Origin of the sequence: Mixta gaviniae (assembly GCF_002953195.1) — a bacterium.
GTDB classification, from domain to species: Bacteria; Pseudomonadota; Gammaproteobacteria; order Enterobacterales; family Enterobacteriaceae; genus Mixta; species Mixta gaviniae.
The window spans coordinates 1,729,816-1,754,574 of the sequence record NZ_CP026377.1; the positions used below are offsets into that span (position 1 = coordinate 1,729,816).

General features: G+C 58.9%; 23 protein-coding genes and 3 tRNA genes. 19 read left to right on the forward strand and 7 right to left on the reverse strand.

From position 1 onward, the window contains the following. Window positions 1-57: 57 nt before the first annotated feature. Window positions 58-282 (reverse strand): DUF2594 family protein, encoded by a 225-nt coding sequence (locus tag C2E15_RS08000; RefSeq protein ID WP_104956898.1) that lies wholly within the window; start codon window positions 280-282, stop codon window positions 58-60. 476 nt (window positions 283-758) lie between these two features. On the opposite strand from C2E15_RS08000, the gene uvrY reads away from it, so the two are divergent. The 7 genes from uvrY (at window position 759) to C2E15_RS08035 (ending at window position 5,687) form a co-directional block, all read left to right on the forward strand. Further along, window positions 759-1,418 (forward strand): UvrY/SirA/GacA family response regulator transcription factor, encoded by a 660-nt coding sequence (gene uvrY / locus C2E15_RS08005; RefSeq protein ID WP_104956899.1) that lies wholly within the window; start codon window positions 759-761, stop codon window positions 1,416-1,418. Further along, window positions 1,411-3,243: an excinuclease ABC subunit UvrC gene (uvrC, locus tag C2E15_RS08010; protein ID WP_104956900.1), complete on the forward strand. Its 1,833-nt coding sequence runs from the start codon at window positions 1,411-1,413 to the stop codon at window positions 3,241-3,243. The genes uvrY and uvrC overlap by 8 nt, the downstream gene beginning before the upstream one ends. A gap of 70 nt (window positions 3,244-3,313) precedes the next feature. After that, window positions 3,314-3,862 carry a CDP-diacylglycerol--glycerol-3-phosphate 3-phosphatidyltransferase gene (gene pgsA / locus C2E15_RS08015; protein WP_104956901.1) on the forward strand — a complete coding sequence of 183 codons (549 nt, stop codon included), beginning with the start codon at window positions 3,314-3,316 and terminating at the stop codon, window positions 3,860-3,862. A 148-nt stretch (window positions 3,863-4,010) separates the two neighbouring features. Further along, window positions 4,011-4,086, forward strand: a tRNA-Gly gene (locus C2E15_RS08020). 52 nt (window positions 4,087-4,138) lie between these two features. Beyond that, window positions 4,139-4,212: transfer RNA gene (locus C2E15_RS08025), tRNA-Cys, on the forward strand. 10 nt (window positions 4,213-4,222) lie between these two features. Continuing rightward, a tRNA-Leu gene (locus C2E15_RS08030) sits at window positions 4,223-4,309 on the forward strand. 655 nt (window positions 4,310-4,964) lie between these two features. Beyond that, a complete protein-coding gene (locus C2E15_RS08035) occupies window positions 4,965-5,687 on the forward strand; it encodes a YoaK family protein (protein ID WP_104956902.1) in 723 nt (240 codons plus the stop codon). Between the two features lie 25 nt (window positions 5,688-5,712). Here the strand turns inward: C2E15_RS08035 and C2E15_RS08040 are convergent, their stop codons facing one another. After that, window positions 5,713-7,215 (reverse strand): SulP family inorganic anion transporter, encoded by a 1,503-nt coding sequence (locus C2E15_RS08040; RefSeq protein WP_104956903.1) that lies wholly within the window; start codon window positions 7,213-7,215, stop codon window positions 5,713-5,715. A 179-nt stretch (window positions 7,216-7,394) separates the two neighbouring features. Here C2E15_RS08040 and C2E15_RS08045 point away from each other — a divergent pair, with 179 nt between their 5' ends. Beyond that, window positions 7,395-7,784 (forward strand): VOC family protein, encoded by a 390-nt coding sequence (locus tag C2E15_RS08045; protein ID WP_104956904.1) that lies wholly within the window; start codon window positions 7,395-7,397, stop codon window positions 7,782-7,784. Here C2E15_RS08045 and C2E15_RS08050 read toward each other — a convergent pair. Further along, the gene (locus tag C2E15_RS08050) at window positions 7,777-8,037 is read right to left on the reverse strand and encodes a biofilm/acid-resistance regulator YmgB/AriR (RefSeq protein ID WP_104956905.1); all 261 of its coding nucleotides are present in this window, start codon (window positions 8,035-8,037) and stop codon (window positions 7,777-7,779) included. The two genes, C2E15_RS08045 and C2E15_RS08050, sit on opposite strands and share 8 nt — an antisense overlap. A 728-nt stretch (window positions 8,038-8,765) precedes the next feature. Between C2E15_RS08050 and C2E15_RS08055 the strand changes: the two genes are divergently transcribed. From C2E15_RS08055 to C2E15_RS08075, 6 genes are all read left to right on the forward strand, one after another. After that, complete coding sequence (locus tag C2E15_RS08055) at window positions 8,766-9,197, forward strand: MarR family winged helix-turn-helix transcriptional regulator (protein ID WP_425438039.1); 432 nt, start codon at window positions 8,766-8,768, stop codon at window positions 9,195-9,197. Between the two features lies 1 nt (window position 9,198). Continuing rightward, window positions 9,199-10,887, forward strand: a complete 1,689-nt coding sequence (locus C2E15_RS08060) for an MFS transporter (RefSeq protein WP_104956906.1) — start codon at window positions 9,199-9,201, stop codon at window positions 10,885-10,887. Further along, window positions 10,884-11,975 (forward strand): HlyD family secretion protein, encoded by a 1,092-nt coding sequence (locus tag C2E15_RS08065; RefSeq protein ID WP_104956907.1) that lies wholly within the window; start codon window positions 10,884-10,886, stop codon window positions 11,973-11,975. The genes C2E15_RS08060 and C2E15_RS08065 overlap by 4 nt, the downstream gene beginning before the upstream one ends. Next, window positions 11,972-13,348 carry an efflux transporter outer membrane subunit gene (locus tag C2E15_RS08070; protein WP_104956908.1) on the forward strand — a complete coding sequence of 459 codons (1,377 nt, stop codon included), beginning with the start codon at window positions 11,972-11,974 and terminating at the stop codon, window positions 13,346-13,348. Before C2E15_RS08065 ends, C2E15_RS08070 begins: the two co-directional genes overlap by 4 nt. 164 nt (window positions 13,349-13,512) lie before the next feature. Beyond that, the gene (locus tag C2E15_RS21625; RefSeq protein WP_167391845.1) at window positions 13,513-13,656 is read left to right on the forward strand and encodes a hypothetical protein; all 144 of its coding nucleotides are present in this window, start codon (window positions 13,513-13,515) and stop codon (window positions 13,654-13,656) included. A 41-nt stretch (window positions 13,657-13,697) separates the two neighbouring features. Then, entirely contained in the window at window positions 13,698-13,883 is a 186-nt protein-coding gene (locus C2E15_RS08075; protein WP_104956909.1) for a hypothetical protein, read from the forward strand. Here C2E15_RS08075 and C2E15_RS08080 read toward each other — a convergent pair. Continuing rightward, window positions 13,880-15,034: a glycoside hydrolase family 1 protein gene (locus C2E15_RS08080; RefSeq protein ID WP_245912359.1), complete on the reverse strand. Its 1,155-nt coding sequence runs from the start codon at window positions 15,032-15,034 to the stop codon at window positions 13,880-13,882. The two genes, C2E15_RS08075 and C2E15_RS08080, sit on opposite strands and share 4 nt — an antisense overlap. Before the next feature lie 107 nt (window positions 15,035-15,141). On the opposite strand from C2E15_RS08080, the gene C2E15_RS08085 reads away from it, so the two are divergent. Continuing rightward, on the forward strand, window positions 15,142-15,693 hold the full coding sequence (locus tag C2E15_RS08085) for an O-acetyl-ADP-ribose deacetylase (RefSeq protein WP_104956911.1): 552 nt from the start codon (window positions 15,142-15,144) through the stop codon (window positions 15,691-15,693). Between the two features lie 32 nt (window positions 15,694-15,725). Then, a complete protein-coding gene (locus C2E15_RS08090) occupies window positions 15,726-17,198 on the forward strand; it encodes a phospholipase D family protein (RefSeq protein ID WP_104956912.1) in 1,473 nt (490 codons plus the stop codon). Window positions 17,199-17,250: 52 nt separating this feature from the next. Here C2E15_RS08090 and mdoC read toward each other — a convergent pair whose 3' ends face one another. Next, window positions 17,251-18,381 carry a glucans biosynthesis protein MdoC gene (gene mdoC / locus C2E15_RS08095; protein ID WP_104956913.1) on the reverse strand — a complete coding sequence of 377 codons (1,131 nt, stop codon included), beginning with the start codon at window positions 18,379-18,381 and terminating at the stop codon, window positions 17,251-17,253. A 244-nt stretch (window positions 18,382-18,625) separates the two neighbouring features. Here mdoC and C2E15_RS08100 point away from each other — a divergent pair, with 244 nt between their 5' ends. The 3 genes from C2E15_RS08100 (at window position 18,626) to C2E15_RS08110 (ending at window position 23,169) form a co-directional block, all read left to right on the forward strand. After that, window positions 18,626-20,185, forward strand: coding sequence for a glucan biosynthesis protein G (locus tag C2E15_RS08100; RefSeq protein ID WP_425438040.1), 1,560 nt, complete (start codon window positions 18,626-18,628; stop codon window positions 20,183-20,185). Further along, window positions 20,178-22,742, forward strand: a complete 2,565-nt coding sequence (gene mdoH, locus C2E15_RS08105; RefSeq protein ID WP_104956914.1) for a glucans biosynthesis glucosyltransferase MdoH — start codon at window positions 20,178-20,180, stop codon at window positions 22,740-22,742. The genes C2E15_RS08100 and mdoH overlap by 8 nt, the downstream gene beginning before the upstream one ends. Window positions 22,743-22,953: 211 nt before the next feature. Further along, the gene (locus C2E15_RS08110; protein ID WP_104956915.1) at window positions 22,954-23,169 is read left to right on the forward strand and encodes a YceK/YidQ family lipoprotein; all 216 of its coding nucleotides are present in this window, start codon (window positions 22,954-22,956) and stop codon (window positions 23,167-23,169) included. 18 nt (window positions 23,170-23,187) lie between these two features. Here the strand turns inward: C2E15_RS08110 and C2E15_RS08115 are convergent, their stop codons facing one another. Next, complete coding sequence (locus C2E15_RS08115) at window positions 23,188-23,589, reverse strand: MysB family protein (RefSeq protein ID WP_104956916.1); 402 nt, start codon at window positions 23,587-23,589, stop codon at window positions 23,188-23,190. A 152-nt stretch (window positions 23,590-23,741) separates the two neighbouring features. After that, window positions 23,742-24,662, reverse strand: a complete 921-nt coding sequence (locus tag C2E15_RS08120; protein ID WP_104956917.1) for a Kdo(2)-lipid IV(A) acyltransferase — start codon at window positions 24,660-24,662, stop codon at window positions 23,742-23,744. Window positions 24,663-24,759 lie beyond the last annotated feature (97 nt).

Genomic DNA, 24,759 nt, shown 5'->3' on the forward strand with positions numbered 1-24,759 from the left:
GCGGCAAAAGGCTTAACATGCGTGAAGCAGGCCGCAAAATCAATGGGTTCGCCCGACTTAACGCCGATAAGCCGCCTTGATCTGGCCGATGGTCTGGCTGAAGGTTTCCGCCTGCTGTGCATCGTCCAGCTGCGCGATAACGCGCTCCATGTTGATAATCACTTTGCCTGCGTCCGCCTGGCCCATGCCTTTTAGCATCATAGTGACCATCGCTTTCAGGCAGGCGACTTCATTCGCCAGGGTTTTTGCGTCTTCTGAAGTGGTAAAGTCGTTCTGTCCCATAGTTTCTCCTTGATAAACCTGTGTAAATATTCAGGTCGCTCCGCGCGTCCTGAACGGCTAAAAGTATAACATAAATTATGAGACCGCTTTCTCACCCGACGCAGGCGACTGCGGAATAATTCACCATCTGAACCTGCGCCATAAAATAAATCGCCGCCGTTATTTTCTCAGGCGTTTTGCCGCATAGCGTCAGCAATAATAAAAAGAATAATCACCTGGGTGATTAATTTAACCTGCTGTATAAAAAGGGTTTTTAATGTTTTAACTGCGCTTTGCTTATTTTTAACGCTTTTAACTTTTTATTATCTGAGGCGGTGGAAAAATTTCACCAGGCGGAGAATAATCGCGCTGCCGCGCGCTATTACCGTCCCCTAAAAAAACGGTGAATTATGTTCAAACCGCCCACAAAAGAGAGTAACATTAAGCCGCTTAATTAAAGTGTCCCATAAACATCACCTTTCCGGAGAAATCCTCTTTTGATTAGCATTCTTCTTGTGGATGACCACGAACTGGTACGCGCAGGGATTCGTCGCATACTGGAAGATATCAAAGGTATTCGGGTAGCCGGCGAGGCATGCTGCGGTGAGGATGCGGTGAAATGGTGTCGCACCAATCAGGTTGACGTCATCCTGATGGACATGAATATGCCGGGCATCGGCGGCCTGGAGGCGACGCGCAAAATCGTGCGCTTCAATCCTGACGCCAAAATCATCATGTTAACCATCCATACGGAAAATCCGCTGCCGGCGAAGGTCATGCAGGCGGGGGCGGCAGGCTACCTGAGCAAAGGCGCCGCGCCACAAGAGGTGATCAGCGCCATTCGCTCGGTGCATGCGGGACAGCGTTATATCGCCTCGGATATCGCGCAGCAGATGGCGTTAAGCCAGATTGAGCCTGAAAAGAGCGAATCTCCCTTCAGCTGTTTGTCGGAACGGGAATTGCAGATTATGCTGATGATAACCAAAGGGCAGAAAGTGACAGACATTTCTGAACAGCTTAATCTGAGCCCCAAAACCGTTAACAGCTACCGTTACCGTATGTTTAGTAAACTGAATATCAGTGGCGACGTAGAGTTAACGCATCTGGCCATCCGGCATGGCCTGTTTAATGCGGAGTCGTTGATCAGTAGTGAATGAAGTCTTTGACGCAAAATCTTTTCTGAAAACTGTCACCAGTCAGCCCGGCGTATATCGCATGTATGACAGTGGCGGCACGGTTATCTACGTTGGCAAAGCCAAGGATCTGAAGAAACGCCTCAGCAGCTACTTCCGCAGCAACCTTGCCAGCCGTAAAACCGAAGCGCTGGTGGCCAATATTCAGCATATTGATGTCACCGTTACGCACACCGAAACCGAAGCGCTGTTGCTTGAGCATAACTACATTAAGCTCTACCAGCCTCGCTATAACGTGCTGCTGCGCGACGATAAATCCTATCCCTATATCTTTCTGAGCGGCGATCCGCATCCGCGCCTGGCGATCCATCGCGGCGCTAAACATGCCAAAGGTGAATATTTCGGCCCGTTCCCCAACGGCTACGCGGTGCGTGAAACGCTGGCGCTGCTACAGAAAATCTTTCCCGTACGGCAGTGTGAAAACAGCGTCTATCGCAACCGTTCGCGCCCTTGTCTGCAATATCAGATTGGCCGCTGCCTGGGGCCGTGCGTCGCCGGGCTGGTGAGCGAAGAGGAGTATGCGCAGCAGACGGAATATGTGCGCCTTTTCCTGTCGGGGAAAGACGATCAGGTGCTGAATATGCTGGTCAGCCGCATGGAGCAGGCCAGCCAGTCGCTGCGTTTTGAAGAGGCCGCGCGTCTGCGCGATCAGATTCAGGCGGTTCGCCGCGTCACTGAAAAGCAGTTCGTCTCCAATCAGGGCGATGACCTGGATGTGATCGGCGTCTCCTACGATGCGGGAATGGCCTGCCTGCACGTGCTTTTCATTCGTCAGGGCAAGGTGCTGGGCAGCCGCAGCTATTTTCCTAAAATTCCGGGCGGCACCGAGCTGGCGGAAGTGGTGCAAACTTTTGTCGGGCAGTTTTATCTGCAGGGCAGCGAGGCGCGTACGTTGCCGGGTGAGATCCTGCTCGATTTCGAATTGCCGGAGCGGGAGCTGCTGGCGGAGTCGCTGAGCGAACTGGCCGGACGCAAAATTCATATTCAAAGCCGGCCGCGCGGCGATCGCGCCCGCTATCTGAAGCTGGCGCGCACCAACGCGGCGACGGCGCTGGTGACCAAATTAACCCAGCAGTCCACCATCCATCAGCGATTGACGGCGCTGGCTGAGGTGCTGGATCTGCCGCAGATCAAGCGCATGGAGTGTTTTGACATTAGTCATACCATGGGCGAGCAGACGGTCGCCTCCTGCGTGGTGTTTGACAGCAACGGCCCGGCGCGCGCGGAATATCGCCGCTATAATATTACCGGCATTACGCCCGGCGATGATTATGCCGCAATGAACCAGGTGCTGCGCCGCCGTTACGGCAAGGCGCTGGAGCCGGAAAAAGTGCCGGACGTGATCCTGATCGACGGCGGCAAAGGGCAGCTGGCGCAGGCGAAGCAGGTTTTCGCTGAGCTGGAGGTCAGCTGGGATAAAGATCACCCGCTGCTGCTGGGCGTAGCGAAAGGCAGCGATCGTAAAGCGGGCCTGGAAACGCTGTTTCTCCAGCCGGAAGGCGAGGGCTTTTCTTTGCCACCCGATTCGCCAGCGCTGCACGTGATCCAGCATATTCGTGACGACTCTCACAATCATGCGATTACCGGGCATCGCAATAAACGCGCCAGGGTGAAAAATACCAGCGCGCTGGAAAGCATTGAGGGCATCGGCCCGAAACGACGCCAGCAGCTGTTAAAATATATGGGCGGCCTGCAGCCGCTGATGAACGCCTCGGTGGAGGAGATAGCCAAAGTACCCGGCATTTCCCACGCCCTGGCGGAGAAAATCTTTTACTCGTTAAAACACTAGCATTGAAACGCCGGTGGCAATGTAGCAACATACGGGTAAACCCTACTCATGCCAGACAGTTAGCGTACCTATGCAATTGAATATTCCGACGTGGCTCACCCTGTTTCGTGTCGTCCTGATTCCTTTTTTTGTACTGGCATTCTATCTGCCGTTTCACTGGGGGCCGATGGCGTGCGCCATCATCTTCGTGGTGGCGGCGATCACTGACTGGTTCGACGGCTTTCTCGCCCGACGCTGGAAGCAGTCCACCCGCTTTGGCGCCTTTCTCGATCCGGTCGCTGATAAGGTAATGGTTGCGATGGCGCTGGTGCTGGTGGCGGAGCAGTTCCACGCCTGGTGGATTACCCTGCCGGCGGCAACCATGATCGCGCGTGAAATCATTATCTCTGCGCTGCGCGAATGGATGGCGGAAATCGGCAAGCGTAGCAGCGTGGCCGTCTCCTGGATCGGCAAGGTAAAGACAACCGCGCAGATGCTGGCGCTGGTGGCGCTGCTGTGGCATCCCAACGAGCTGGTTTCCGGTATCGGGGTGGCTGCATTGTATATCGCTGCGGTGCTGACCTTCTGGTCAATGTTCCAGTATTTGAGCGCCGCGCGCGGCGATCTGTTTGAAGGTTGATCGATGCGATGTAAAAAGCAGCAAACGGTGCAAAAGTGCGGATAATTTTATTGACTCATTTCTTCAGGTCAGTAGAATGCAACGCATCGACAGGCGAGACGCTCGCCAGAAGATGAAAGAAATCAGTAGCTTGGTAATTTACTGAAATGCGGGAATAGCTCAGTTGGTAGAGCACGACCTTGCCAAGGTCGGGGTCGCGAGTTCGAGTCTCGTTTCCCGCTCCAGATTGCCATCAATATTTAGATTGTCCGGTTCCGGGCAATCACACAGAATAAAGGCGCGTTGGCAGAGTGGCCATGCAGCGGATTGCAAATCCGCCTACCTCGGTTCGACTCCGGGACGCGCCTCCAATTTACACCCGCCCGGGTGGTGAAATCGGTAGACACAAGGGATTTAAAATCCCTCGGCTGTATGGCTGTGCGGGTTCAAGTCCCGCCCCGGGCACCATATAAAGCACCGAATAAAATCAAAGCAATAAGTAGTAATGTCGTGACCGCCTAAGGGCGGTTTTTTTGTTTTTGTCCTGCTTACACCCAGGCCGTCCGCGCTTTACCTCTCTTTTCCTCCCTGCGCTTACAGCGCAAACCCTGGTTCCCACTGTGGCGTGGCTGGCCGGAGTGCTTGATCGCCGGGCGCTGCCTGGCCCCTGTGGTGGTGGGCCGATCCTGCCTTTTGCCAGGCGTGACTGGCGGTAAGTGATAAAAGCGTAAATGACAGCGTTCTGTTGGCACCCTTAACCCGCCGGCGGCGTTTTTCTGCCGGCCGAAACGGCGCGCAGCAGGAGAGTCGCCGCCGGGTTCTGGCGAGGGGGCGGTAACGGCTTTACCATTGAAAAGCGTTTTATAGTTACAACATACTAAAAAAGAAAGCTAACACTCCACTCGGCAGCGTGCCGACAACGGCTAAACAGCCACAGAAAGGGCAGGGTTTGATAAACAGCAAAAGAGAAGCGTCTGAAAGGCGCATAATGGCGCTTTCCTAATCCTGTTCGCTTGCCTGTTTCGTCACAGCCGCATCTGCCGTGCCGGGAGGGGCAGCTAACCCGCGCCTTGCCGGCTCGCTCTGCCGACAGGCGATAACCTAACTTCTGTCACTATTCGCTATGTTAATTTGTCAGGATGAGGCCAGAACATTCGTTACCGACAGCCGGCTGGCCGCCACGCTTGCGCTGGTCGCAGGCGCGCTTAATACCGCCGCGTTTGAAGCCGTCGGCTTTTTTTCCGCCAATATGACCGGCAACGTCTCGTCGCTCTCTGAGCGGCTGGCACGCGGCGAACTGTCGGTCGCGCTCTTTTTTCTTGAAATCGTCTGCCTGTTTATTCTCGGCTCCGTCTTTTCGACGCTGCTGATCAACCACGGCCGGCGGCGCGGCATCCGTTCCGTTTATGCCATTAACATCTTGCTGGAGGCGCTGCTGTTGCTGCTGCTGGGCTGGGTAGAGGCGTGGCTGGCGCCGCGTTCGTCCGGTACGCTGATGATCCTCAGCCTGAGCTTTTTGATGGGGCTGCAAAATGCGGTGGTGACGCGTATCTCTAACGCGCGCGTGCGCACCACGCATGTGTCGGGAACCGCAACCGACGTCGGTATTGAGGTGGCGATGCTGCTCGATATCGTGCGGCGCAAAGAATCGCCGGAGTATACGCCGGTTTATCTGCAACGGCTGCTGCTGCACGGCGCCACGCTGGCGGCGTTTTTACTGGGCGGAGTAGGGGGGATTTGGCTCTATCGCCTGACGGGCGAAGCCTTTCTGCTGGTGGTCGGCGCTTTGCTGGCGCTACTGGCGCTCGCCTATCTCTGCAAAGCCCGACGCCAGCGCGTACAGTAGAGGCCGCCACGCGGCGGCCTGCTGCTTAAAGCGTGCCGCTCAGCCGGCGATGGAAATCGCTGCTGCGCGTATCCAGGCCGATAATGGTGACCTTCGCCTGATAACGCTGGTAGCGGTTTTCAATCGCATCGAGCGCCGCCACGCTGGAGGCGTCCCAAATTTGCGCATGGGTTAAATCGATGGTCACATCCTGCGGATCGTGCGCGTAGTCAAAATGTTCGAACAGGTCGTTGCTGCTGCCGAAAAAGAGCGGCCCACGCACGGTATAACGTACCGCTTTGCCATCGGCGCTCAGCTGCCGCTCGGCATGGATCACATGCGCCACGCGGCGGGCAAACAGCAAAATGGCGAACAGCACGCCGCCCACCACGCCGATCGCCAGGTTGCCGGTCCAGACGGTTGCTGCGACTGTCAGCAGCATGGTGACCGTCTCCGAGATCGGAATGCGCTTCAGCGTGGCAGGCTGCAGGCTATGCCAGTTCACGGTCTTCAGCGCCACAATCATCATAATACCCGCCAGCACCACCATCGGGATCTGCGCCATCACCGCGCTAAGGCCGGTGACCAGTAATAACAGCACCAGCGCGGCGGCAACGGTTGAGACGCGGGTACGCGCCTTGCCCAGCTCAACGTTGACGATAGTCTGGCCAATCATCGCGCAACCGGCGATACCGCCGTAAAAGGCGGCGAGGATATTCCCGACGCCCAGCCCCCAGCACTCACGGCGCTTGCTGGAGGGCGTATCGGTCAGATCGTCAACCAGCTTGGCGGTCAACAGGGATTCCATCAGGCCGACCAGCGCGATGCTTATCGCGGTCGGCCAGACAATCTGCAGCGTGGCGAGATCCAGCGGCACCGCCAGCTGATTCAGGCCGGGCAGGCCAGCCTGCATCGGGCCTTCATCCCCGACGTTCGGCACCTGCAGTCCACAGAAGACGGCGATGGCGGTGATCACCACAATCGCTACCAGCGGCGAAGGCACGCTTTTCAACAGACGCGGCAGCAGCAGCACGATAGCCAGCGTCAGCGCGAACAGCAGCCATACCGGCAGCGCCTGGCCCCAGACATGCGGCACCTGCGCAAAAAAGATCAGCACGCCCAGCGCATTGACAAAACCGAGCATCACCGAGCGCGGAATATAGCGCATCATGCGCGCCAGCCCGGCAAGGCCGAACAGGATCTGGATAACCCCGCCCATCAGCACCGCAGGCATAATGTATTCGATGCCGTGCGCGCGCACCATCGGGCCGATGACCAGCGCCACCGAACCGGCGGCGGCGGTCACCATCGCGGGCCGTCCGCCCAGCACGGAGAGCGTCAGCGCCAGCACGACCGAGGCGATCAGGCTCACTTTCGGGTCAACGCCGGCGATCACGGAAAATGAGATCACTTCCGGGATCAGCGCCAGTGCGGTAATTACGCCGGCAAGGCACTCGCGCGTCAGTAATGTGGGCGAGCGTAGCACGCGGGCCACGGTTAACGCGCTGTCGACGTGCTTTGTCTCGCTCGTCGCAGAGGGGGTAGTCATAATTTGCAGGCTCTTATTGTCTTAGTATGATGCGGCGACGCGCACCGTAAATCTGAAAGGGATGAATTGTCCGGGCAGGACAAGCGCGGTATGTTACCGTTAATTGGGCATGGACACCAGTTCAGCCCCGCCGCCGTCCAGTGAAGGGGCCGGCACCATCATAGTCAGAGGGGAAAAGGATGCAGCTACGTATCGCCAGACCGGTCAACGATTTACACCGCAGCCAGCAGCTCTACTGCCAGGGAATGGGTATGCAACTGCTGGGGGAGTTTAGCGATCATCAGGGGCACAGCGGCATTATGCTCGGCTACGCGGGCGAAAGCTGGCATCTCGAATTTACTCATTGCCTTCATCATCCGGCCGCGCCAGCCTCGACCGCGGAAGATTTGCTGGTGCTGTATCTGCCTGAGGAAGCGGTATGGCTGGCGCGTTGCGAAGCGATGCAGGCGGCGGGCTTCCGGACGATTACGCCCTTCAACCCTTACTGGGAAACCGCCGCCCGCACTTTTATCGATGAAGATGGCTACCGCACGGTAATACGTCTCGGCAGCTGGCCTGCGGTTAGCTGAGGATATCGTCCTCAGTTTTATGCACCACCAGTTCCAGCACGTGACGATAAATATCCAGCGTCACCACGTCGCTTTCCAGCTCCAGGCGTTGGATCAGCTTAGTGATAATCGCTTTATTGTTTATCGGCTGACCCGCCTGGAGGATCTCGGCGACAACGGTGCCAAGAATTTCCATCTCATTAATCGCCGCGCTTTCCTGCTTATTAAAGTACTCAGCAATTTCCTTGTCGGTCTGGGGTGTCATAGTCTGCATGTCAGTCCTCTTTAACGCGGCCAGCGCGCGTTAAGGCTTATAGTATCGGGCGATATCGGCCGTTGCCTGGCCGGGTTTAAAGGGGTAACACGGTAACGAACAATGCGAAACAGGATGCAGCACATCCTTCAGACGAAAAAAAACCTCTGAAGGTGGAAATCCGAGTTAAACACCTTCAGAGGCGACGCAAATGCATCATTCGTTACAGAGCCGTTATCTGGCTCAGCGGTAAAGTTATACAAAAAAATCAAAGCTGTACAAAGAAAGCTTATACATTTTGTGCTATACGTTAAGAAACATATAGTTAACTAGGTAATTAATTATTCAAAAGCTATACAACACCGTTACGAAAACGTTTCGCTTGCAACGTTTTTTAAAAAAAGCGCCACCCCCGCCCCCTCTTTGTAAAATTTGAGACTCTTCTGAACTCTGCCTGCGGCTAAAATCAAGCGGCGGCGCAGGCAAACAGGCGCTCTTTATTTGCGCGACAAATTATCTTTCGACTAACATTTTAGAACGCATACGCCATAAGGCCAGCGATAAACAGAATAAAAAGGCGCACGGGGGCGTTAAAGTGCAGGCGACGCATGAGGGTGATCATGAAAGCCCAGCGGGCCATGCCATTTTTTGCACCACAATGCGCCGCGCCGATTGTTCACAACCGCGCATGCTAGCGCCTATACTTAACTACGGCAATTTACATTGAAGTCTAATCATTAGGTGCCTATATTTTGGATCCTCAACAGCGTTTCTCCCGTCTGCTGCATCTCACCGCCCACGCCTGGCGTCTGGCAATCGATCGCCGCCTGAAAGAGAGCGGCCTCAGCATGAACAGCTGGCTGGCCGTGGCGACGCTGGCCAGCGAAAGCGAGCCTATGACGCAAAAAGCACTGGCGCAGGTGCTGGGCCTGGAGGAGGCGAGCGTGGTGCCGCTGGTAGATCGGCTGGTGGCGCAGCGGCTGATCGAACGTTCGCAGCCGGAGGAGGATCGCCGTAAACGCCTGCTGCTGGTCACCGGGCAGGGCAAGGCGCTTTTCGAGCGGGTAAAAGTCGAGACGGATCGGCTGCGCGGCGAGCTGCTGGCGGATATCGATCGGGATGAGCTGGCGATAGCCCAACGGGTATTGCAGCAGCTGCTGGATAAGACAGGAACACTCTGACGTGGCGAAATCAAATCCCTACGCGCCGCGCCAGTGGCAGCCGCATGAAAAGCCGATGCTGCCCGGCTCGCCTTCAACGCCACTGCATCCTGCCCGCAAACGCATCGCCTTCGGGCTGGTTGGCCTGCTGATCACCCTGACCGGCGCGCTCAGCAATGCGCTGGTGACCGCCAACCTGACCAACCTGCAGGGAACCTTTGGCGCCTATTCCAACGAAATCGCCTGGCTGCCGGCGGTGTATGTGATGGGCAATATCTCCATCAACCTGCTGCTGGTGAAATTTCGCCAGCAGTTCGGCCTGCGCATTTTTACCGAAGCCTTTTTATTGCTCTATGTGCTGGTGGCCTTTTTCCATCTCTTCGTGAACGATCTCAGCTCGGCGATTATCGTGCGCGCCGCTCACGGTATGGTGGCGGCCGCGCTGAGTTCGCTGGGCATCTATTATCAGGTACAGGCATGGCCGGCGAAGCACCGTCTCAAGGCGCTGGCGATCGGCATCGGCGGGTCGCAGCTGGCGATACCGCTGGCGCGGCTGTTTTCATCTGAGCTGCTGCAGCTGGAGGAGTGGCGCGGCCTCTATCTGTTTGAGCTGGGTCTGGCGGTGGTAGCGCTGGGCTGTGTGCTGATGTTGAAACTGCCGCCCAGCGATCGCAGCAAGGTGTTCGAAAAGATGGATTTTCTCACCTTTATCTTAATGGCGCCGGGCATGGCGCTGCTCTGCGGCGTGCTGTCGCTGGGGCGCATTGAGTGGTGGTTTTCTACCCCCTGGCTCGGCATCGGGCTGGCGCTGTCGCTGCTGTTGATCGTCAGCGCGGTGGTGCTGGAGCATAACCGCGCCAATCCGCTGATCAATACACGCTGGCTGGGCAGCGGGGCGATCGTCAGGCTGGGCATTGTTATGATTATGATGCGCGTGGTGCTGGCGGAGCAGAATACCGGCGCGATCGGCTTTTTGCAGCAGGTGGGGTTAATCAACGATCAGCTGCATGGCCTGGCGCTGGCGATCGTCAGCGGTGTGGCGCTGGGTATCGCCGCCAGCGCGCTGACCCTGAAGCCCGCGCATTTCAGCTGGCCGATCGTCACTTCGCTGTTGATTATGATGGTCGCCTCGCTGATGGATGCCAACGCCAACCCGCAGACCCGTCCGCAGGATATGTACCTCAGCCAGTTTCTGCTCGGCTTCAGTAGTTCGTTCTTTATGGCACCCGCCATGTTGTTGGGCATCGGCAGCGTTGTCGCCCAGCCGAAAAACCTGGTGAGCTTTGTGGTGCTGTTCGGGATGAGCCAAAACCTGGGCGGCCTGATCGGCTCGGCGATGCTGGGTACCTTTCAGATCTGGCGTGAAAAATATCACTCCAGCCTGCTGGGCGATCGGCTTTCGCTGCTCGATCCCAACGTTACCGATCGTCTGAGTCAGTACAGCAGCCTGTTCGGCAGCCAGCTGAACGACGCCACGCTGCTTAGCGCGCAGGCGGTCGCTCAGCTGCAGACTGTCGCCACGCTACAGGCCAACGTGCTGGCCTGGAATGACACCTATTTACTGACCGCCGGCATGGCGTTCTGCACCCTGGTCTGGGTGCTGTATCGCCTGACGCGTCAGCGTATCCTTACCCGACGCCAGCAGCAGCGTGACGCCGCCGCTGTGGCGCAATCTGTTCCGGCAACCGCTGAAAGCATGGAGAAACAATGAGTCAGCAGGAAGAAATCAAAGCCGCAGAGCGCGAGCGCACTAACAAACGCCGCATTCTCTCCGTCGCCGTCGGCAGCGGCATTGTGATCGTCGGCGTGTTGATCATCCTTTACGCCTGGCAGCTCTGGCCTTTTACCAGCGCGGTGCAAAGCACCGAGAATGCCTACGTGCGCGGTCAGGTGACCTTTATCAGCCCGCAGGTCAGCGGCTACGTCACGGCGGTCAATGTGCAGGATCTGCAGCCGGTACATAAAGGCGAGGTGCTGATGACCATTGACGATCGCATTTACCGCCAGCGCGTCGAGCAGGCGAAAGCGCAGCTGGCGATCAAGCAGGCGGCGCTGGCCAATAACCAGCAGCAGCGGCGTAGCGCCGAGGCGGTGATCGCCCGTAACCAGGCCGCGCTGGAAAACGCCAGGGCGCAGGCGGTGAAAAGCGGTTTCGACCTGAAGCGCGTGGAGAACCTGGTGGCGGACGGCTCGCTGTCGATCCGCGAACGCGACGCGGCACGCGCCGCCAACAGCCAGGCCGTGGCCGCCGTGCAGCAGGCGAAAGCGACTGTGGATGTCTCGCGCCAGGATCTGCAGACGGTGATTGTTAACCGCGGCTCGCTGGAGGCGGACGTCGCTAACGCCGAAGCGGCGCTGCGCCTGGCGCAGATCGATCTGGACAATACGCGTATCATCGCTCCGGAAGAGGGACAGCTGGGGCAGATCGCAATGCGGCGCGGCGCTTACGTTTCGGCGGGCACGCGCCTGACGTCGCTGGTGCCGGCGCAGAAATGGGTGATCGCCAATATGAAAGAGACGCAGATGGCCAACGTACGTCCCGGTCTGCCGGTCACTTTTAGCGTCGATGCGCTAAACGGCGCGACCTTCCACGGCGTGGTGCAATATATCTCGCCGGCGGCGGGCTCGGAATTCAGCGCCATCTCGCCCGATAACGCCACCGGCAACTTTGTCAAAATCGCCCAGCGTATTCCTGTGCGTATCAAAATCAACGACAACGAGCAGGCACGCCTGCGTCCGGGCATGTCGGTGCAGGTCAGCATCGATACCTCGGCCGCACCGGTGGAGGAGCAGCGATGAGCGGACGCCGACTGCGCGCGCTGGCGCTGCTGATCCCGCTGCTGGCCGGCTGCGCCACCGAAGTGGAAAAGGCGCCTTCCTCGCTGCCGATGCCGCCGCAGTGGCGCAATCAGGTCGGGCCGACGGCCGCGCCGGAAGCCAACTGGTGGCGCGCCTTCGCCGATCCCGATCTTAACCGGCTGGTTGAGCAGGCGCTGCGCAATAATCCCGATATCCTTACCGCACGCGCCCGCGTCGATCAATATCGCGCGCAGCTGCGCGCTGCGACGGGCGATAACTTCCCCACGCTGGACGCCGGCGTCGGCGTGACGCGCGCGCGCTCGCTCTCGGCGGCCACCGGGGCGCCGCATGACGGCACGGTTTATCAGGGGCTGCTACAGGCGAATTATGAGGTTGATCTCTGGGGCTCGCGCAGCAGCAGCATCGACGCGGCACGCGCCTCGCTGGCGGCGCAGCAGGCGGCGGCGGCGGCGGCTGAGTTGACCATCGCCACCTCGGTTGCCTCCGGCTATATGACGCTGTTAGCGCTGGATGAGCAGCTGCGCGTCACCCAGGCGACGCTGGCGACGCGGGAAAACTCGCTTAATCTGGCGCAGCGCCAGTTCGAAGCGGGCTATACCTCACGGCTGGAGTGGATGCAGGCGGCGTCGGAATATCAGGCGGCGAAGGCGCAGATCCCGCAGCTGACGCACCAGATCCGCCAGCAGGAGAACGCGCTGAGCATTCTGGTGGGCATGAATCCGCGCCATATCGCGCGCCAGTCGCGCTTTACGAAGGTGATGCCGCAGCGCATGCCGTCGCTGCTGCCGTCGCAACTGCTGCAGCGTCGGCCGGATATCGTGCAGGCGCAGCGTCAGCTGCTGGCGGCCGACCGCTCGCTCGCCTCGTCGCAGGCGCAGCTGCTGCCGTCGCTGAATCTTACCGCCTCCGGCACGCTGCAAACCTCGGTGCTGCATCAGCTGGTGGATAATCCTTTCCGCCTCTGGAGCGTCGGCGGCAGCGTGCTGGCGCCGTTGCTGAACCGCGAGGCGCTAACGGCACAGGTCGACGTATCGATGGCTACGCGCAATCAGGCGCTCTATGGCTATGAGAAAGTGGTGCGCAACGCCTTCAGTGAGGTAAACGACGCGCTCGATGCCATCGAACAGACGCAGGCGCAGCTGCAGGAAGTGGAAAAGCAGCAGGAGATTGCTGCCGACACGCTGCGCATCGCCCGCAACCGCTATCAAAACGGCTACGCCTCCTATCTTGACGAGCTGGACGCGCAGCGTACCCTGTTCAGCGCGCAGCTGAATGTGGTACAGCTGAAAAATACCCTGCTGCAGGCGCAAATCGATCTCTACCGCGCGCTGGGCGGCGGCTGGCAGCCGTAACGGGCAAGGCCGATCGACGCTGGCAGGGAGTGCCTGCCCGTCGGCGTCCGCCGCAGAGGCGGTTACCCGTTAACCGGCTTATGCTACACTGCAGTCCCCTGGCGCAGGTACAGTGCGGTAGCGCTTTTTTACCGTGCTTTCTTCCTGCTGTGATGATGATGAAAATGAACGAATCTTTACCGCCCGACCTGCCAGAAAGAGATGAGCCGCCGAGGCTTGATGACGCCCAGTTCGCGGTGGTGGTGCTTGCGGTAACCTCATTTACGCTTATAATTTTCGTGCTGCTGGTGACCCTGTGGATGTCCTGAGGCCGCCCGTCTGTGCGTTGGGAGCGAGAAAGGAGAAGGAGATGGAGAGTCGGGAGGATAAGCTTATCGCGCTGATTGGCCTGCTTTCTGCCTGTCTGATTACCGTGGTTTTTCTTTTCGCCGTCACCTGGCTGAACGACGTGCGCCGCTCAGCGCAGGCAGTGCCGGAGGCGCAGGCCTGCTACGCCCCCGTTGAACCTGCTGCCTCAGCGCCCGCGCGCCCTTAAGCCTGATTCTGCATCTTAATTTGCTGGCTGCGCAGCGCCAGCGCCAGCGGCTCATAGAGCGTGCGGCTGCCGTTAGGGTCGGGCAGGCCGAATAGCGGGCCGGGCGAGCGGCGATCGTCCGCCCAGGCCGGATACTCCACCACCGGATAGATCGAAATGCCCTCCATCGCCACGCCGCGCTCCAGCGCCAGCTGCACCTGATCGGCCACCACGTTTAGCCAGTTCGCCCGCGCTTCGCCCTCCGCCCCGGTTTCCGCCAGCAGCATCGGACGCTGATAGCGCTGCCACACCTCTTCCAGCAGCAGATGCAGCGGCCGCCAGGCGGGATGGGCGATGGTTAGCGGTGAGCCGTCGCTTAGCCACTGATTATCGGGATAGTAGTTCAGGCCGATAATATCCAGCGCCGCCGGGCTGCCGCCCAGCTCGGGAAACTGGCGGCCGCACAGCATATCCCAGGCGTCGAACTGCGCCAGGTTCTGACGCGTCGCTTCTTCACGTGCCGCCGCGCTGTCGTTGGCCGGCGCCACATGTACCAGCGGATCGGTCAGCACAAAGCGCGCCTGCGGATAGACTTCGCGGATCGCCGCGATCGCCGCCAGGCTGGCGCGCACCAGCTGCTGCTTTAGCGCCGGGCCGCGTCCGCTGGTGTAGGGATTCAGCCACGCGACCTCCGCGCCCGCCCAGGACCAGAACGAAATCTGATTCACCGGCGTAAAGAAGGGCTGTTCAATGCCTTCGTTACGCATCACCTCGGCCATCGCTTTGGCGAAGCGGGCAAAGGCGGTAACAAATTCAGCGGACCAGATATTGAGATGCGCCGGATAGCCGAAGTGCGCCACCTCCCAGATTATCTGAATGCCGTGCTGGCTGGCGGCATGCACCATCGGCAGAAAAGAGGACCAGTCATACTCGCCGGGCTTTTTCTCGATCAGATACCAGCGCGCGCCGTCACGCGCGGTCAGCAGGCGATGCTCCGCCAGCGCGGCGTAATCTTTATGCGCCAACATGTCATGGCCGCTGCTGATGATCATATCGAGGCGTTTGCCTTCGCCGCGGCAGGCGGTGGAGCAGGGGAAGCTGCCCTGAAAAAAGCTGTTAAACAGCGACGGTTGATGACGCTGCGGCGACATCGGCGAAGATGTGGTTGGCATGCGGTTCTTCTCCCGTGAAAAAGGCAGGCGCGGAACGTTTCGCTAAGTCTAGACTAAATGACAATCCTGACCTGATTTTCGCAGCACATATTCCCGAGGAGGCAACGATGCATAACCGACTGCGTATTATGCGGGGCGACATTACCCGGCTGGAAGTGGACGCCATCGTCAATGCGGCGAACAGCAGCCTGCTGGGCGGCGGCGGGGTGGATGGCGCCATCCATCGTGCCGCCGGCCCGGCGCTGCTTGCCGAGTGTCGCCATCTGGCCGCCACGCGCGGCGGCTGTCCCACCGGCGAAGCGGTGCTGACCGGCGCCGGCAATCTGCCGGCGCGGGCGGTGATCCATACCGTCGGCCCGGTGTGGCGCGGCGGCCAGCAGGGCGAAGCGGAACTGCTGGCCAACGCCTGGCGCAACAGCCTGCGGCTGGCGGCGGAGAACCGTTTCGCCACCATCGCCTTTCCGGCGATCTCCACCGGCATTTACGGCTATCCTAAAGCGGCGGCGGCAACCATTGCGCTGCGCACCATTAATGACTTTTTCCTGCATCATGACTATCCGCAGGAGGTGTGGCTGGTCTGTTTTGATGAGGAGATGTACCACCTTTATCAGCAGCAATCGGAACAGTCGCATGACGCCCGGGGAACGCAGGGTGAATAATAACGATCAGACCCATAAAAAAAGGACCATCAATGGCTGAAGCACTTTATTCGCAGGATAACTTTACGCCTGCCGACAGCCGCACTCGCCTCGCCAGGGCGGTGACGCCGCGAATCGCTCAGCATCCCCGCCACAGCGGTCTGCATCCGCTCAGCGACGGGCTTGACGCCTTCGCCGCGCGCTATCTGCTGCTGTCGATGGCGGAAGAGCGCATTGATATTCAGTACTATATCTGGCAGAACGATATGTCGGGCCGGCTGCTGTTCAGCGCCCTGCTGGAGGCGGCCGATCGCGGCGTGCAGGTGCGTCTGCTGCTGGATGATAACAACACCATGGGGCTGGACCAGACCCTCAGTGAACTGAACCGGCATCCGCAGATTGCCATTCGCCTGTTCAATCCCTTTTCGTTTCGTACGCTGCGCGCGCTGGGCTACCTCAGCGATTTCGCGCGCCTTAACCGGCGCATGCACAATAAAAGCCTGATCGTCGACAATATGGTGACCATTGTCGGCGGCCGTAATATCGGCGACGAATATTTTGGCGCGGGCAAGCAGCCGCTGTTTTCCGATCTTGACGTGATGGCGATCGGGCCGGTGGTGGAGGAGGTAGCGGACGATTTTGAGCGCTACTGGCACAGCGGCGCGGTCAAAACCTTTGAATCGGTGGTGGATGAAGCGAGTGACGAATCGCAGACCGCGGTGCGCCTGCCGGAAGCCTGGCGCGACAGCGAGCAGGTGCAGCGCTACATGCAGCGCGTACAGTCGAGCGGCTATATGTCGCAGCTGGACAGCGGCGAACTGGAGATGATTTGGGCGCCGGCGCGCCTGCTGAGCGACGATCCGCGTAAAGGATTGGGCAAAGCGCGGCGCGGCACCCTGCTGCCGCAGCGCATGATGGAGGTGATCGGACGGCCGCAGCGGCAGTTCGACATTATCTCCGCCTATTTTGTCCCGACGCGCGCCGGGGTGGCGCAGTTGCTGGGGTTGGTGCGCAACGGCGTCAGCATCGCCATTCTGACCAATTCGCTGGCGGCGAACGATGTGTCGGTGGTGCATGCCGGCTACGCCAAATGGCGCAAAAAGCTGCTGCGCCACGGCGTCAAACTCTATGAACTGAAGCCGCAGCACAACGGCGAAGAGCGGCCGCACGATCGCGGGTTGACCGGCAACTCCGGCTCCAGTCTGCATGCCAAAACCTTCAGCGTCGACAATGAAAAGGTGTTTATCGGCTCGTTTAACTTCGATCCGCGTTCGGCGGTGCTGAACACCGAAATGGGGCTGCTGATTGAGAGCGACGTGCTGGCGAGCAATATCCATCAGCGTTTTGTCGAAGAGATGCGCGATCGCGCCTGGTCGCTGAGGCTGGATAAGTGGGGGCGCATTAACTGGGTAGAATATGAGGGCGAGGCGGGCGAGGTGGTGCATAAGCACGAACCGAAAACGCGCTTCTGGCAGCGGCTGCTGGTGCGTCTGGTCTGGCGTCTGCCGGTAGAGTGGCTGTTGTAGGCGGGCCTTGCGGCCCGCCGGACGCTGGAAGCCGCCGCGGCGGCTTCAGGGTTCAGGCCTCAGGGCGGCGCTTTTTGCCGGAGAAGAGAAAGCGCAGCAGCGGAATGCGCAGGTGGATCTCATACAGCAGAAAGGCGATACCGAAGACAAACGCCAGGCCGGCGACAAAGCCCAGCGCATTATTATGGATGTGCGGCGTAATAAAGATGCCGTACAGCAGCGTCAGCGGATGATGTACCAGGTAGATAAACAGCGAGGCGTTCACCAGCCAGGTAATGCGCGGCGAGTGGGCATTCAGGAAGCGATGGCCGAAGGCAAACACCACGTTGACCATCCACAGCCCCATCAGCATCGACACCACGGCGTCGATTTCATACATCCAGCCTTCGCCGCTGCTGTAGCGCTGGTTCGCCATATAAGCGATAAACGCCAGCGCGGCGCCGAGCGCCGTCCAGGGATTAAAGCGGACAAAGCGCGCCTTCAGCGCCGGATTGCGCCACGCCAGCGCGCCGAGCCAGAAGAAGGGCAGGTAAAACAGCGTCTGCATCACCACAAAATTAAACAGCCCGTCGATCAGCAGCGCCGGCTGGAAAATAAAGATCAGCCGGCGCATGACGCACCAGCAGAGGCTGTAGAACAAAATTGCCAAGGTTAAGGTCATCCAGCCTGGCGCTTCCGTTCCTTCGCTGGCTGTTCCGCCGCGCAGGCGACGGAACAGCCACAGACCGAGGGTCGTGAAGATCACCAGGACCAGTAAAAACCACAGGTGCGAGATCAGTTCCCAGACCAGCGTGTTGTACTTTTCATAGCTCGAGAACTGCGGCCAGCCGGTCACTTTGCCGGTCCACGCCTTCAGCATAAAAAACTGCGGCAGCGTGATCAGCGGAATGGCGGTCAACATCGGGATGCCGACGCGCTCGACGCGCACCTTCCACCACTCTTTCGGTGCGTAGCGCAGATAGAGCATATAAGAGAAGTAGCCGGAAATAACGAAAAAGACCTGCATGCGGAAAGCATGGATAAAATCGTTAAATATTGTTAACCAGAGCGACGACTCCACACTGTTAACGGACCACTGGTGGCTGGAATAAATAAGTGAAACATGAAAAGGGACGCCAAGAAGCATCAGATAGGCGCGAATTGAGTCAAAAAAATATTCACGCTGCTGGGTTTTTGTACGCATAATTATCCAGTTTTAGTACGTTTTTTACTCCGGTTCACCCTGAACCTGATAAAAGTGAGCGCTTTACTTTACCGGAGCGGGAATCCATATAATATCAGCCGATTCTGTAACAGACGATCAACCAGGGTTAACGCCGCCAGCCCAGGGCAAACGGGAACAAAACCGCTGATATACTGTCGGAAAACCGAATAATCCATTAATATGGATGGGATTGATTTAAGCACACGAAAGGGGGGATGTGCTGATTACTAACAAAAATAAAACGGAACTGAAAAAACTGCACTGGGTAGGTGCGGCAGTTCTGCTTGCCTTGTATGCCAACACCGGTTGGGCTTTTAGCATTGACGATGTGGCAAAAGAGGCGAAATCGTTAGCGGGAAAAAGTTTTGAAGCGCCGAAGAGCAATTTGCCCTCTCAGTTTCGTGACATGAAATATGCTGACTATCAGCAGATTCAGTTTAATCACGATAAAGCGTACTGGAACAAACTGAAAACGCCATTCAAGCTGGAGTTTTATCATCAGGGCATGTATTTCGACACGCCGGTGAAACTTCATGAAATCACCGCCAACACGGTGCGTGAAATCAAATACAGCCCGGACTACTTTAATTTCGGCAATGTACAGCACGATCCGGAAACCATTAAGAACCTCGGCTTCGCCGGGTTTAAGGTTCTGTATCCGCTCAACGCCAAAGGGAAAGATGACGAGATCACCAGCTTCCTCGGCGCCAGCTATTTCCGCGTTATCGGCGGCGGCCAGGTCTATGGTCTCTCCTCGCGCGGTCTGGCGATCGATACCGCGCTGCCGTCCGGCGAAGAGTTCCCACGCTTCCGCGAGTTCTGGGTGCAGCGTCCGAAGCCGCAGGATAAGCAGCTGGTGATCTATGCGCTGCTCGATTCGCCGCGCGCTACCGGCGCCTATCGCTTTGTGCTGCGTCCGGGCAGCGACACCAATGTCGACGTGCAGGCGAAAGTCTATCTGCGCGATAAAGTGGGCAAGCTGGGCGTCGCGCCGCTGACCAGCATGTTCCTCTATGGCCCGAATCAGCCTTCTCCGATAGTGAACTACCGTCCTTCGCTGCATGATTCTAACGGGTTGTCGATTCACGCCGGCAACGGCGAGTGGATCTGGCGTCCGCTGAACAATCCGCGCCATCTGGCGGTCAGCACCTTTACCGTGGAAAACCCGAGAGGTTTCGGCCTGCTGCAGCGCGGACGCGAGTTTAATCAATACCAGGATCTCGATGACCGTTACGATCTGCGCCCGAGCGGCTGGATCGAGCCGCAGGGCGACTGGGGCAAAGGGCGCGTCGAGCTGGTGGAGATCCCGACGGCGGATGAGACCAACGACAACATCGTCGCCTTCTGGACGCCGGAGAACCTGCCGGATCCGGGCAAGGAAATGAACTTTAAATATCGTCTGCACTTTACCCGTGATGAAGACCAGCTGCATTCGCCGGAAACGGCATGGGTGAAAAATACGCTGCGCTCCACCGGCGATGTGAAACAGTCGAACCTGGTGCGTCAGCCAGACGGCACCCTCGCCTTCGTGGTCGATTTCGTCGGCGAAGAGATGAGCAAGCTGGCGGACAATACGCCGGTCGCGCCGCAGGTCAGCATCGGCAACAACGGTGAGATTGTTGAACAGAGCGTACGCTATAACCCGGTCACCAAAGGCTGGCGCTTAATGCTGCGCATCCGCGTTAAAGACAATAAGCAGCCGACCGAAATGCGCGCCGCACTGGTTAACGGTGATAAAGCGCTGACGGAAACATGGAGCTATCAGTTGCCTGCCAATGAATAAATCAATGCTTACTCCAGCCGACTATGTCGACGCGCTGCCGCTGACGCCGGAACGCAAAGCGGCGCTGTCGTCCAGCCTGCCCGCCCAGGAGGCGGGCGGTGACGTCTACAGTAAACTGCACCAGCAGCTGGGCCAGGGCGGCCCGGCTGAGGCTCGCCCTGACGATGCGCCGCTGACCTCGGTCAAAGCGCGCATCGAAATGAGCTGGCCCGACTCTGTCGACGGCGGAAAACAGTTCGGTCAGGATTATCTTGACCGTACGACGCTGAAGGCGATGCCGCCGGTAAAGCGCTCGCTAATGTTCCCGGAAGCCTGGCGCACCAACCCGCTGGCCCGCGCCTGGGATTCGCTGCGCGGCCGCAAATCAACGCCGCGCTATGCCACGGCGGAAGAGCAGCGCCAGGAAGATAAATGGCGCCACGTCGGCTCCATTCGTCGCTATATTCTCCTGATCCTCACCCTGTTCCAGACGGTGATCGCCACCTGGTATATGAAAACCATTCTGCCTTACCAGGGCTGGGCGCTGATCGACCCGATGGATATGCTGAACCAGAACTGGCAACAGTCGCTGCTGCAGCTGCTGCCTTATGTGCTGCAGACCGGCATCCTGTTCCTGTTCGCCATTCTGTTCTGCTGGGTCTCGGCGGGCTTCTGGACAGCGCTGATGGGCTTCCTGCAGCTGATGATCGGGCGCGATAAATACAGCATCTCCTATACGCTGAACGGCGACGAGCCGATCGACCCGACGCACCGCACGGCGCTGATCATGCCGATCTGTAACGAAGATGTGGAACGCGTCTTCGCCGGTCTGCGCGCCACCTGGGAATCGGTAGTGCGCAGCGGCGAAAGCGACCACTTCGACGTTTACATCCTCAGCGACAGCTACGACGCCGATATCGCCATGGCGGAGCAGAAAGCGTGGATGGAGCTGGTGCGCGACGTGGGCGGCGCGGGCAAGATTTTCTATCGCCGCCGTCGCCGCCGCGTGAAGCGTAAAAGCGGCAACATCGACGACTTCTGCCGTCGCTGGGGCAGCCAGTACAGCTACATGGTGGTGCTGGACGCCGACAGCGTCATGAGCGGTGAATGCCTGACCGGTCTGGTGCGCATGATGGAAGCGAACCCGAACGCCGGCATTATCCAGTCTTCGCCGAAGGCGTCAGGCATGGATACGCTCTATGCGCGCTGTCAGCAGTTCGCCACCCGCGTTTACGGGCCGCTGTTTACCGCCGGTCTGCACTTCTGGCAGCTGGGTGAATCGCACTACTGGGGCCACAACGCGATTATCCGCGTGCAGCCCTTTATTGAGCATTGTGCGCTGGCGCCGCTGCCGGGCGAAGGGTCGTTCGCCGGCTCGATCCTCTCTCACGACTTTGTCGAAGCCGCGCTGATGCGCCGTGCCGGCTGGGGCGTCTGGATCGCTTACGACCTGCCTGGCTCTTATGAAGAGCTGCCGCCGAACCTGCTGGACGAGCTGAAGCGCGACCGTCGCTGGTGTCATGGCAACCTGATGAACTTCCGCCTGTTCCTGGTGAAAGGTATGCACCCGGTACATCGCGCGGTGTTCCTGACCGGCGTGATGTCCTATCTCTCCGCGCCGCTTTGGTTTATGTTCCTCGCGCTCTCGACGGCGCTGCAGGTGGTGCATACCCTGATGGAGCCGCAGTACTTCCTGCAGCCGCGTCAGCTGTTCCCGGTGTGGCCGCAGTGGCGTCCGGAGCTGGCGATCGCGCTGTTCTCCACCACGCTGGTGCTGCTGTTCCTGCCGAAGCTGCTGAGCGTGGTGCTGATCTGGTTCAAAGGGGCGAAAGGCTACGGCGGCGCGCTGCGTCTGCTGGTATCGATGCTGCTGGAGATGCTGTTCTCGGTGCTGCTGGCGCCGGTGCGCATGCTGTTCCATACGGTGTTTGTGGTCAGCGCCTTCCTGGGCTGGGAAGTGGTGTGGAACTCGCCGCAGCGCGATGATGACGCCACGCCGTGGAGCGAAGCGTTCCGTCGTCACGGTTCACAGATGCTGCTGGGCATCGTCTGGGCGGCCGGCATGGGCTGGCTGGACCTGAATTTCCTCTGGTGGCTGTCGCCGATCGTCTTCTCGCTGATCCTGTCGCCGTTCGTCTCGGTGGTTTCCAGCCGCGCAAGCAACGGCCTGGCGACCAAACGCGCCAAATTGTTCCTGATCCCGGAAGAGTACGCGCCGCCGAAAGAGCTGCAGGATACCGATGCCTATCTGCAGCTGAACCGCGAACGCGCCCTGAAGCATGGCTTTATGCATGCGCTGTTCCATCCGTCGTTTAACGCGCTGGCGACCGCTTTGGCGACGTCGCGTCACCTGAAAAGCGACCTGCTGGATCACGCGCGCGACCGTCGGGTCGAGCATGCGTTAAGCGATGCGCCTGCGAAGCTGAGCCGCGATGAGCGCCTGGCGCTGATCAGCGATCCGGTAACGCTGGCGCGCCTGCACTATCGGCTGTGGCAGGATGCGGAAAAATATCATGAGTGGCTCGATTACTATCGAACGCTGCAGCTCAACCCGCTGGCGCTGGCGCCGGCGAAATAAGCTGTGCGGCCTGCGGGCCACAGTGAAAAACGCACGCGCCGTCGCTGGTGGCGTGCGAAAGACAGGCGGCCTGCGGGCCGCCTTTTTTATTGCCGACGCCGGCTTTACGCTACCTTTACCTTCAGAACGCTGGCGGACAGGGGCAGGGCGGATACAATGGCCTGGTTTATGCTAAGGGGGTAAGCGGGTGAAGAAGAGGTTAGGCAGCATCATGCTGCTGGCAGCGACGTTGCTGCTAAGCGGCTGCGGCAGCATTATCAGTCGCACGGTGCCCGGGCAGGGGCACGGCAATCAATATTATCCGGGGGTGCAGTGGGATGTGCGCGACACGCCGTGGCGCTTCTTGACCATTATCGACGTGCCGCTATCGGCCCTGCTGGATACGCTGTTGTTGCCGGTGGATGCGCAGCACGGTCCCTATGAGTAGTCAGCCGCGGCGCGGCGCTTACCAGCGGTCAGATTCGTTATTGCTGCCGCTGTCTTCCCACTCCTGTGCTACCGCTTCGCCTTCTTCGGTATCGAGCGGCGGTTCAAGCTGGAATTCGCCCTCATCCCACTCGTGCAGCGTGTTCTCCGGCATCCACTCCTGACGCAGTTCAACCTCATCGAAATCGCCGTCAAAAATCGCCTGCGCCGCTTCGCCGGTACGCAGCGGTAACAGTTCGCCGTCATCGCTCTCATCGGCAAGGAACTCCGCCTGCCACATAATCTCCCCATCCTGCATCACATATTTTTGCAGATTGAACTGTCCTGGTGACGCCTCGTCATTATCCAGCTCCGGGTGGTTCGCCAGAAACTCTTCACGGGCGTTATCAATCGCTTCTTCCAGTGTGCTAAACATGCTCATTGGTCTCTCCTTACTCTCCTCGGGGATGGTTTCAGGAAAGGATAGACGAAGATTGGCCGCGTCATGGCTTCGTGCAAGAAAAAAGTGGGGGAGAGACGGGGGAGAAAAGCGGCCCTTTCGCTCCGGGCAGGAACGAAAGGGCGCAGCGGAGATTAATAGAGCCTGGGCTGGCCTTGCGGCCGCGTTTTAAAGCGGCGATGCAGCCACATATACTGCTCTGGCGCCATCAGGATCGCCTCTTCCACGATTTGGTTCATGCGTGCGGCGGTCGCCTCTTCGCTCTCGGTGGAGATATCCTCCACGTTCGGCAGCACCACCAGCTCATAGCCTTTGCCGTGCGGCAGACGACGCGGCACAAACGGGATCACCGCCGGCCTGGCGCTGCGGATCAGCAGATAGCTGCCTTTGGTCGAAGCGGCGTCCGGCACCGCAAAGAAGGGCACAAAGACGCTGCTTTTCGGGCCGTAGTCATGATCGGGCGCGTACCAGATAATATCGCCTGCCTTCAGCGCACGGATCATCCCCTTGAGATCTTTGCGATCGATCATGCTCTTATTGGATCGCATCCGTCCCCAGGTTTGCAGCCAGTCGATCACCGGGTTGTCATTCGGTCGATAGACGCCGATACCGGGGTTGAGCATGCCGAAGATGCGGGCGCCCAGCTCCAGCGTCAGAAAATGCATGCCGATCAGCAGGATCCCTTTTTTCGCCGCCAGCGCGCGCTTGATGTGTTCGTCGCCGGAGTTGGTAAACCATTTGCGTACCCGCCAGTCGGGCCAGAACCAGGCGATGCCGGTTTCCAGCAGCCCCATGCCGACCGATTCAAAGTTACGCTTGATCAGCGCTTCACGCTCGGCGGTGGGCATGGTGGGAAAACAGAGTTCCAGATTGCGGCGCGCAATCGCTACGCGCCGTTTCATAAAGCGCATCGATAAACGACCGAGGCCGCAGCCGAGGTGGTAAAGCACCGGATAGGGAAGCAGAACCACAAGATAAAGCAGGCCAATGCCAAGCCAGAGTAACCAGTAACGCGGATGCAGCAGATCGCGAGAAAATTGAGGCAGCTGAGTCATGTTCTTCCAGATAGTCGTTGCGGCAGGCGTCAGGCTGCCGCAGTGTCCAGTTTAAGGGGCATATTGTGCCACTTTTTTTCGCCTGGCTGAAATAATG